Annotated in this window: 9 protein-coding genes; 1 reads left to right on the plus strand and 8 read right to left on the minus strand. The window is 58.5% G+C overall.

The window, feature by feature from the left end; translation table 11 throughout:
- Positions 1-19: 19 nt before the first annotated feature.
- Positions 20-892, plus strand: a complete 873-nt coding sequence (locus F2Q65_RS16475) for an AEC family transporter (protein WP_170265786.1) — start codon at positions 20-22, stop codon at positions 890-892.
- 71 nt (positions 893-963) lie between these two features.
- On the opposite strand, the gene F2Q65_RS16480 is transcribed toward F2Q65_RS16475, so the two are convergent.
- The 8 genes from F2Q65_RS16480 to F2Q65_RS16515 form a co-directional block, all read right to left on the minus strand.
- Complete coding sequence (locus F2Q65_RS16480; RefSeq protein WP_170265787.1) at positions 964-2217, minus strand: porin; 1254 nt, start codon at positions 2215-2217, stop codon at positions 964-966.
- A gap of 406 nt (positions 2218-2623) precedes the next feature.
- Positions 2624-2917: a GYD domain-containing protein gene (locus F2Q65_RS16485; RefSeq protein ID WP_150094507.1), complete on the minus strand. Its 294-nt coding sequence runs from the start codon at positions 2915-2917 to the stop codon at positions 2624-2626.
- Between the two features lie 41 nt (positions 2918-2958).
- A complete protein-coding gene (locus tag F2Q65_RS16490; RefSeq protein ID WP_150094508.1) occupies positions 2959-3582 on the minus strand; it encodes a hemerythrin domain-containing protein in 624 nt (207 codons plus the stop codon).
- A 139-nt stretch (positions 3583-3721) separates the two neighbouring features.
- Entirely contained in the window at positions 3722-4441 is a 720-nt protein-coding gene (locus F2Q65_RS16495) for an ABC transporter ATP-binding protein (RefSeq protein WP_150094509.1), read from the minus strand.
- Position 4442: 1 nt separating this feature from the next.
- On the minus strand, positions 4443-5195 hold the full coding sequence (locus tag F2Q65_RS16500; RefSeq protein WP_150094510.1) for an ABC transporter ATP-binding protein: 753 nt from the start codon (positions 5193-5195) through the stop codon (positions 4443-4445).
- Complete coding sequence (locus F2Q65_RS16505; RefSeq protein WP_150094511.1) at positions 5195-6196, minus strand: branched-chain amino acid ABC transporter permease; 1002 nt, start codon at positions 6194-6196, stop codon at positions 5195-5197. Before F2Q65_RS16505 ends, F2Q65_RS16500 begins: the two co-directional genes overlap by 1 nt.
- 5 nt (positions 6197-6201) lie before the next feature.
- Positions 6202-7083 carry a branched-chain amino acid ABC transporter permease gene (locus tag F2Q65_RS16510; RefSeq protein ID WP_150094512.1) on the minus strand — a complete coding sequence of 294 codons (882 nt, stop codon included), beginning with the start codon at positions 7081-7083 and terminating at the stop codon, positions 6202-6204.
- Between the two features lie 73 nt (positions 7084-7156).
- Positions 7157-8326 carry an ABC transporter substrate-binding protein gene (locus F2Q65_RS16515; protein WP_211354069.1) on the minus strand — a complete coding sequence of 390 codons (1170 nt, stop codon included), beginning with the start codon at positions 8324-8326 and terminating at the stop codon, positions 7157-7159.
- Positions 8327-8677: the final 351 nt, after the last annotated feature.

Below are 8677 nucleotides of genomic sequence, written 5' to 3' on the forward strand. Positions count from 1 at the left end.
GAGTGATGGGTACACAATCATGATCGGTCATGTCCTACAGGTCACACTGCCAGTGTTCAGCATCGCCGCCGTCGGCTATGTTTACGGCCGTCTGCACGGACGGGAGATGGATTCTGCCAACCGCGTCAACCTGAACCTGTTCGTTCCGGCGCTGCTGTTCTACGTGCTGTCGGAAAAGATCCCGTCCGCGGCGCAATGGCATAGCGTCGCCATCGGCACGGTGATCATCGTGCTCGGATCCGGGCTGCTGGCGCTGCCTTTCACGCGCCTCGCCAGGCTGCCGAAGCGGGTCCTGCTCCCATCGATGATGTTCAACAACTCCGGCAATCTGGGTCTGCCGCTGGCCGCATTCGCCTTTGGCGATCAGGTGCTGCCGCTTGCCGTTGTGGCATTCGTCGTCTCCACGGCCATGCATTTCAGCCTGGGAATCTGGCTCGTGAGCGGGACCTTTCATCCAGGCACCCTGCTGAAAAATCCGATCTTTCTCGCCACTGTGGCCGGCATCCTCGCCCATGCCTTCGACTGGCATCTTCCGTCCATCCTGCTGCCGGGTCTGAAGATGCTCTCCGAGGTCGCGATTCCGCTGATGCTGGTGGCTCTCGGCGTGCGCCTGATCGGGTTTGATACACGACACTGGAAGTCGGGCCTGCTCGGCGCCCTGCTATGCCCGCTGAGCGGTCTGCTCAGCGCCTTTGTCGCACTGCTCTGGTTGGCGCCGGAACCCGAAACGCGTAATGTCTTGCTGTTGTTCTCCATCCTGCCGCCGGCGGTCATGAACTTCATTCTTGCGGAACGCTTCGGCCAGTCCGCGGACGAGGTGGCCTCCATGGTGGCCATGGGTAACCTTGCGAGCCTGCTGGTGATACCGCTCGGGCTTGGATTCATGCTCTGATACCAGCGTTTGATGGTCTTGCGTCTACCAGCGGGTGAGGGGCAGGCTGCCCCCCCCCTCACCCACCACCCTCAGAACATGAAACGCATTCCGGTCATCACACCGGTCTGGCTTTCGCCGGCGGGAGGTGCTGTTGCGCCGCCGCCGAGTGACACCTGATAAGCCGCATCGTCATCGTTTGCCACGTGCCCGAGTTGGGCATAGATGTCCAGCCCCTCATGCAGGTTATACATGCCGCGAAGCACATAAAGCATGGCATCGCGATCGATGCCGTCGATGTCTTCCTGATCGATCTTGTGGATGCCACCATCGAGGGTGAAGGCACCGAACTTGTAGCTGCCGGTCACGTAGAAGGCATCCACATCCACATCCCCTGAGCGCGTATCGATTCTGCGGCCCAGCCACCCCAGGCCGAGTTTGCCGTTGCCGAGCTTGTAATAACCGCCGGCGTTGATCCGGCGATCGGTATCGTCCTCGCTGTCGAACAGGATCGGGGCCGCACCACCCGGTGCAAACGCCGTCGCACCTGTGCCGCCGTTGAGCTCGTCGATTGCCGCGGCCAGGCCAAAGTTGCTATCGTCGTAACGAATCATGGTCGACCAGCCCTGACACGCGGTGGACTGGTCCAGGTCAGAGGTTTCCCCGGCGCAGGTGCCAGAGCCGGGCGTTCCACCAATCACGTCGCGACCAAATGAATACGCGGCACCCAGTGACAATTTGTTAAACTTGCCTTTCCAGGCCAGGGAATTGTCGTACCGTGCGTTCGGAAGATAGAAATCCAGCGAACTCAGGGAGTAGATGTTCGGGCTCAACATGTCCGAAGCCACCAATGCTGGCAACAACATGGAGTACTGGCGACCGATGGTAAAGGTACCGAATTTCGGCGTTGCAATTCCCGCAAACAGCTGACGGCCGAACAAACGTCCACCCTGCCCCTGGCTACCATCGTCAAAGTTGAATCCGGCCTCCAGGGTCGCTAATGCCTGATAGCCCTCGCCAAACTCCTTCTTCACCCGAAGCCCCAGGCGCGAGGGCAAGGTTCCCGTCACCGACACGAAACGCGTATCGCTGTCCTTGTTCTCGCCGATATTGTTCAGATGTTCGACACCGCCATCCAGAATGCCGTAAAGGGTCACCCCAGGCGCGAGGTTTCCTGACTTGGATCTGGCCGTCTTTTCCACCTCCGCCACCTGCACCGACTGTTTTTCCAGACGCTCGGCCTGCGCCAGGGTTTGCCGCTCCAGTTCTTCAAGCCTGCGCTGTTGCTGATCCAGCAACTCACGCTGCTTCTGAATCTCTTGCCGGAGCTGCTCGATATCTGACATCGCAAACGCGGATGGCCCGAATCCCAAACCGACGCACGTGAGCGATATGACCAGAAACCGTCGCAACCTCGTTGCAGACGCCTGTGCTCCTCCGGATGTAATCGCGTTTTTCTTCGTGATCACTGTCTCATCCACTCGCATATTATTAATGTAGGCTGCGCGGGTCCCGACCTACCGATCGGAAACATCAGGCGCATAAAGAGACCGCACGTCCCTTTTCAGGGACGTGATTTCGTTTCAACGTTGGCCTATATCCAGCGTTATGAAAATGCTTGTTTATTCAGCACTTCCCGCGCGGGGCAGCACGCCAGTGAGTCAGAGTCTGACCCCGGGATGATAAAGGACTCTTTACCCGGTGTTTCGGTGATTCAAAAGCGTGCTCTGGACATTGGTTTTATCAGCCGGTCTACCGCATGTCCTTGATGATCCGGTCCATTTCATCGACCCCGAAACTCGGCAAGGTCTCCACCCGCAGGTTTCCAAGCGCTGTCAGGGCCAGTGTTGCCTTTGCCAGCGTTGCCGAATCCGGGGCCTCGACGGTTAGAACCACATCGTAGTGGCCCATGGTAAAGAACCATTCGCGCGCACTCACACCCACGGCAGCAAAAGCCTCACGCGCCGCACGGGCACGTTCAACGGTCTCTTTTACATTGACTGCGCCCTGATCGGTCCAGTTGCCGAGCAGAATGTATTTGGCCATCGTATTCCTCCAGTCAGTCGTTGGTTAAAGTTTTCAAGAGATCAACCCCGCTCAGGTCCAAGACCGTAGGGTGCCGGCATCAGGTTGACAATGCGGCTGAACAGGTCTCGAAACTGACGCTGGGTACCCACTCCTACCAAGGGGTCTTCATTCGATGCGAACGCGGCGTCGATCGTTTTCCAGTCTTCAGGTTGCAGAACTTTTTCCGCAATCGGCAAGATGACCTCTTCTTCCATGTTCATATGGGAAAAGTGTGAATTGACATACCACTCGACCGCATCTGCGAATTGTTCAAAATTTGTACTGTCTTGCTCAAACGCTTCCAGCTTTGATCGCAGCTTGCCCAACCATTCAGGCTCCTGACGATGCTCTTCCTCAAGCACGTCGAGTTTTTCTGCAGTATCAGGATCTCGCTCGCGCAGCACCCGATAGATGTATTTGTCTTCCTTGGGGTGGTGCAACTTGTCAGGAAACGCCTCAATGTAGTCCAGCATGGACTTTAAGAGCACCAAGTCGGGGTTCTGCCTACCATTGCGTGCTTGTTCCACGGTGAACTGCAACCCCCGAAGGACGGCCGCAAGGGCCCGGTGCTCATCACGAATGACGGTCAGTGCAGATTTCATGTCATTCCTCTCTCGATGTTCAGAAAACGGGGTCTTGATCATCGTTCCGGCCACCTCCCGAAGTAGAGCGTGTAGGGACAGCCGTAGCGCCGTCCACCAGCGCGGCGTTTGGTGGACGGCGCTGCGCTTGTCCACCCTGCCGGCTACCGACCGGCGCGATGATCAAGGCCGACAACGGCATTCAAACGCCAAGCAGTCTGGTCAGGTCAGGGGATTCCGCCACCTCAGCGGCGGGCCCCGCCAGTTCCACAAGGCCTTTTTGCAACACCAGCGCCTGGTCGCTGTGGGAAAGTACACGCCGAAAGTCGCGATCTACGATCAGTGTGGCAATACCGCTCTCCTTGATGTCCGTGATGACATTCCAGATTTCGGTCACGATCAGAGGTGCCAGGCCCTCGGTCGCTTCGTCCAGGATGATCAGGTCGGGGTGAGTCATGAGCGCGCGTCCGATGGAGAGCATCTGCTGCTCACCACCCGACAATTGATTGCCCAGGTTCGTCAGTCGCTCCGTGAGTCGCGGGAAACGCTCGAGCACGCGTTCGTAAGGCCAGTCACAACGCCCATCCCGTCCGGGCCGTGCCGCCATCAGCAGATTCTCCCGAACCGTCAGATTCGGAAATACGCCGCGGCCCTCGGGCACATAGGCCACACCCATCCGGGCAACCTGATGCGGCTTGGCGCGCGAGCAGTCGTGTCCGAAGAACGTGATATGCCCATCGCGCTGCGGAACGTGCCCGAGCAAGGTCCGGATCAATGTGCTCTTGCCCATGCCGTTGCGGCCGAGCAGGCCGACGGTTTGCCCACGACTGATACGCAGGTCAATGCCGTGCAGCACATGGCTGGACCCGTACCACGCATGGACGCCCTCTGCCTCCAACAGGAAATCACCGTGCGTCGTCATGTCAGTGCCCCTCGCCCAGATATGCCTCGCGCACCTCGCCAGAGTTCCGGATCTCGTCCGGGTTGCCACTGGCAATGACGGTGCCGTTGACCATGACCGTGATGCGATCGGCCACCCGGAATACGGCGTCCATATCGTGCTCGACCAGCAAAATCGCATGATCCGGTCGGAGTTCGTCCAGCAAGGTCAGCATCCGCCCGGTTTCCTCGGCACCCATGCCTGCCAAGGGCTCGTCGAGCAGCAACACCCGGGGCCCTGTGGCCAGACACATGGCAATCTCCAGCTGCCGTTTCTGACCATGGGAGAGCAAGCCGGCCGTACGATCGAGCACCTTGTCCAGGCCTGCGCGGTGTGCCGCCTCGCGGGCCGCATGGGTGCTCACCGGGCAACGGTTGGCGGGCTGCCACAGGTTCCAGCCCTTCTGTGCCTTCGCCTGAGCGGCAAGCCGACAGTTCTCGAACACAGTGAAACCGGGAAAAATCGTGTTGCGCTGGTAGCTACGTCCAAGGCCGGCCATTGCCCGCCTGGGCTGGGACCAAGTGGTGACATCGTTACCCAGGAGTTCTACGGTGCCTTCAGACAGAGGAATTTCTCCCGAAAGCAAATTGATCAGGGTGGACTTGCCGGCACCGTTGGTACCAATCACCGCATGGAGACAGTTACGCGACAATTCGATCGATACCCGATTGACAGCGACCAGACCACCCCAGCGACGGGTAATGCCCTGCCCCCGCAGCAAGATCTCGTTCGACATCACCTGCCCCCCTCGGGTAGTTTTTTCAGAGGCACGACCCCGGACCCTGCAAGACGACTGCGCAAGACATCTGGCAGACCGACCAGACCGCTGGGAAGAAACGCGACCGCCAGGATGATGACCAGGCCAAGACCCAGGTGCCAATGTCTGGCAAACTCCCCAAAAATGGCTTCGGACTTGAAGAACTCTTGCAGCAGCATGAATGCAAATGCCCCGGTGATCGCCCCACGCAGATGACCGAGCCCGCCGAGAATGATCATCACCAGCGCCGCGCCCGAGAGATGCCAGTTGAGCAACTCCGGATTAACGAATCCATCCTTCACCGCGAACAGGAAGCCGGCCAGCCCGGCAAGCGCACCTGAGATGGTGAACGCCGCCAGCTTGTAGGGGTAGGTGACAAACCCCGTACCAAGCATGCGCTGTTCGTTCTCCTTGATACCTGCCAACGCACGCCCGAATCGGGACCGCAGCAGCACACCGAGAAAACCAAAGGTGCCAACCAGACAGAAGAGGCTGAACATGTACATGACCAAGGGTTCGTCAAGCACGAGCCACTCACCCAGTATTGGTCGGAAGTACAGGTAGATGCCGTCTGTGCCGCCACCGAGCGGCGTGTCATGGACGATGAAGTACGCCATCTGCGCGAACGCAAGGGTCACCATGATGAAGTACACCCCTTTGGTCCGAAGGGACAACGACCCGACCGCCAGGGCATACAGCGCTGCCGCACCGGCACTCGCCGGCAGCAGCCAGAGGATCGATGCCGGTCCGTCCTCACCCGACAGAAGCACAGCCGCATAGGCACCGATGCCAAAGAAGGCCGCCTGACCAAAACAGACCAGGCCGGTGCTGCCGACCAGCAGTTCAAGACTCAACGCAAAGATCGCGTAGATCATGATCTTGGTGACAAGATCGATGCCGTAACTGCCCCCATCCAACCAGGGATAAGCCAGTAGAACAAGAAAGAACAGAGCTACAAAGATTGCTTTCTGATTAACCATTGTCATCACGCTGCCTTGAACAGGCCGTTGGGCTTCCAAAGCAGAATCACTGCCATGGCCAGGTATACCAGTACACCGGCGGCCTCAGGTAGCAGGACCTTGCCAAAGGTATCAATGAAACCGATCAGAAGCGCTGCTACGAGCGCTCCCTGGATGGAGCCGATGCCGCCAATGACCACGACGACGAAGCAAATGATCAACACTTCATTCCCCATCCCGGGGTAAACCGAAGACACGGGTGCCGCGACCATTCCGGCAAAGGCGGCCAGGGCAAATCCGGCAGCGAAAACCACCCGATAGAGGAAGTTGATGTCGATGCCCAGCGATTGAATCATCTCCCGATTACTTGCCCCGGCGCGAATCATCATTCCAAGCCGGGTCCGGTTGAAGATATAAAACAGGCCGACAACCAACACCAGGCACATCGCGGACACAAAAAGCCGGTATACCGGATAGCTCATGACCTCGCCAAGCGGAATACTTCCACTCAGGAAGTCCGGGATCTGCACACCATGCACATCATCGCCGACGAGCAAGCTACGCAACTCCTCGAACACCAGGATAAGCCCATAGGTCATCAGCACCTGTTGCAGATGATCCCGGTTGTAGAGGTAGCTGTAGAAGGCCCACTCCAACAAGTAGCCGAGCAGCACCGCAAGGGCCAATCCGATGAGCAGCGTCAGAAAGAAGCCCCCGCCAAGAGTCGCTTCGATGACCGGTGACAAGGCATAAGCCATGTAAGCGCCGATCATGTAAAAGCTGCCATGCGCGAGATTGATGACGCCCATGATGCCAAAGATCAGCGTCAAACCCGATGCAACCAGAAACAGCAGAAGTCCGTACTGCAGTGCGTTGAGGCACTGAATCAAAAAGGTGGTCAGGTCCATGCCTATTCACTCCCGTGATCGTTCCCCGCCCGGACAGGCGGGGACATAACAGTCAGGTCTGGAATGCAGGCCCTTATTTCATCCGACATCCGCGACCAGGATCGCTCAGCGACTTGCTCGCAATGCGGACCACCTTGTTGACACCGTCGGTAACTTCGCGCAAGTAAAAGTCCTGGACCGGGTTATGCGAGCTCGACATGGTGAACTCGCCGCGGGGGCTGTCCACAGTCGCGTTACGTATGGCAGCGGTGAACGTCTCTTTGTTTGCAATGTCACCACCGGTCGCCTCGAGCCCGATTCCCAAGATCTGCGCTGCGTCATAGGCCTGTACCGAGTAAACGTCGGGTTGCTCCCCATACGCCTGCGCATAGGCCTCGCGGAAGGCGTCATCCCTTGGCGTGCCCAGTGCATCGGCATAGTGCAGCGCGGTCTTCACGCCCTCGGCATCCGCACCCTGTGCCTCAAGTGTTCCGTCGGTCAGGAAACCGGTACCGTAGAGCGGAATCGCGTCCTTCAGTCCGGCAGCGGCATAGTCCTTCACGAACTTCACCGCACCCCCACCGGCGAAGAATGCAAACACGGCGTCGGGCTTTGCCGCGGCAATCTGTGTCAGCAGCGCCTGGAACTCCACATTCGGGAAAGGCACGTATAACTCTTTGACCACCGTACCGCCGGCCTCTTCAAAGGATTCCTTGAACCCGTCGAGCATCTCCTTGCCCGCGCCATATTTCCAGGTAATGGCCACGGCGGTCTTGTGACCGTCTTCAGCCATCGCCTGCCCGGTCGCATAACCCGGTTGCCAGTTGCTGAAGCTGGTCCGGAAGATGTTGGGCGCGCACAAGGGCCCCGTCACATTATCGGCGCCGGCATTCGGTACAATCAGGACAGTACCCGACTCCTTGGCGCGCTTGGCCATGGCGAGGGCGACGCCCGAATGAACGCTTCCGAGAAGCACATCGACTTCATGCTGCTTGATCAGCTTGTTGACGTTGTCGATCGCCTTCGCCGGGTTGGCCTCCGAGTCCACCTCGACATACTCGATCTGCCGTCCACCCAAGGTGCCACCCTGTTCGTCCACGTACAGTTTGAAGCCGTTCTTGATATTGTTACCGAGCTTTGCATAGGTCCCGGTGGCTGGCAGCATCATGCCGACCTTGATCGGCTCTTCTGCAAGGCTTGCTTGTGCAGACACCAAGATGGCAGCAGACAAGGCGGCACGCTGGGCCATCTTGCTTGTGTTCATCGTCATACGCTCCTCTCTCGTCTAATACTATTGTTGTCACTAATCAGGCGACGCCCTGTGCGAACCATGGATTGGGCGTCGCCTGGCACACTGGGAAGACGCTGCTTTCTTGGCCATCCTGGCCAAAGATCAGCACGCGATTCGAAAACGCGGTTTCCGAATCGCTTCATTCTCAGCGGCATGCGGCGCTAAGGTCTAGATCATCGTTGCGGCCACCTCCCGAAGTAGAGCGTGTAGGGTGGACAAGCGCAGCGCCGTCCACCAGCGCGGCGTTTGGTGGACGGCGCTGCGCTTGTCCATATATGGTCCGCCCCGCGATGCAAGAGCGAAATCGCTGTTGAACAGAAGAAG

This window comes from Thiohalocapsa marina, assembly GCF_008632335.1.
GTDB lineage: Bacteria > Pseudomonadota > Gammaproteobacteria > Chromatiales > Chromatiaceae > Thiohalocapsa > Thiohalocapsa marina.

Bases quoted from the DNA above. Each gene is read 5' to 3' on its own strand.
- F2Q65_RS16475 (WP_170265786.1), top strand. From the start codon at position 20: ATGATCGGTCATGTCCTACAGGTCACACTGCCAGTGTTCAGCATCGCC.
- F2Q65_RS16480 (WP_170265787.1), bottom strand. From the start codon at position 2,217: ATGTCAGATATCGAGCAGCTCCGGCAAGAGATTCAGAAGCAGCGTGAG.
- F2Q65_RS16485 (WP_150094507.1), bottom strand. From the start codon at position 2,917: ATGGCCAAATACATTCTGCTCGGCAACTGGACCGATCAGGGCGCAGTC.
- F2Q65_RS16490 (WP_150094508.1), bottom strand. From the start codon at position 3,582: ATGATCAAGACCCCGTTTTCTGAACATCGAGAGAGGAATGACATGAAA.
- F2Q65_RS16495 (WP_150094509.1), bottom strand. From the start codon at position 4,441: ATGACGACGCACGGTGATTTCCTGTTGGAGGCAGAGGGCGTCCATGCG.
- F2Q65_RS16500 (WP_150094510.1), bottom strand. From the start codon at position 5,195: ATGTCGAACGAGATCTTGCTGCGGGGGCAGGGCATTACCCGTCGCTGG.
- F2Q65_RS16505 (WP_150094511.1), bottom strand. From the start codon at position 6,196: ATGGTTAATCAGAAAGCAATCTTTGTAGCTCTGTTCTTTCTTGTTCTA.
- F2Q65_RS16510 (WP_150094512.1), bottom strand. From the start codon at position 7,083: ATGGACCTGACCACCTTTTTGATTCAGTGCCTCAACGCACTGCAGTAC.
- F2Q65_RS16515 (WP_211354069.1), bottom strand. From the start codon at position 8,326: ATGAACACAAGCAAGATGGCCCAGCGTGCCGCCTTGTCTGCTGCCATC.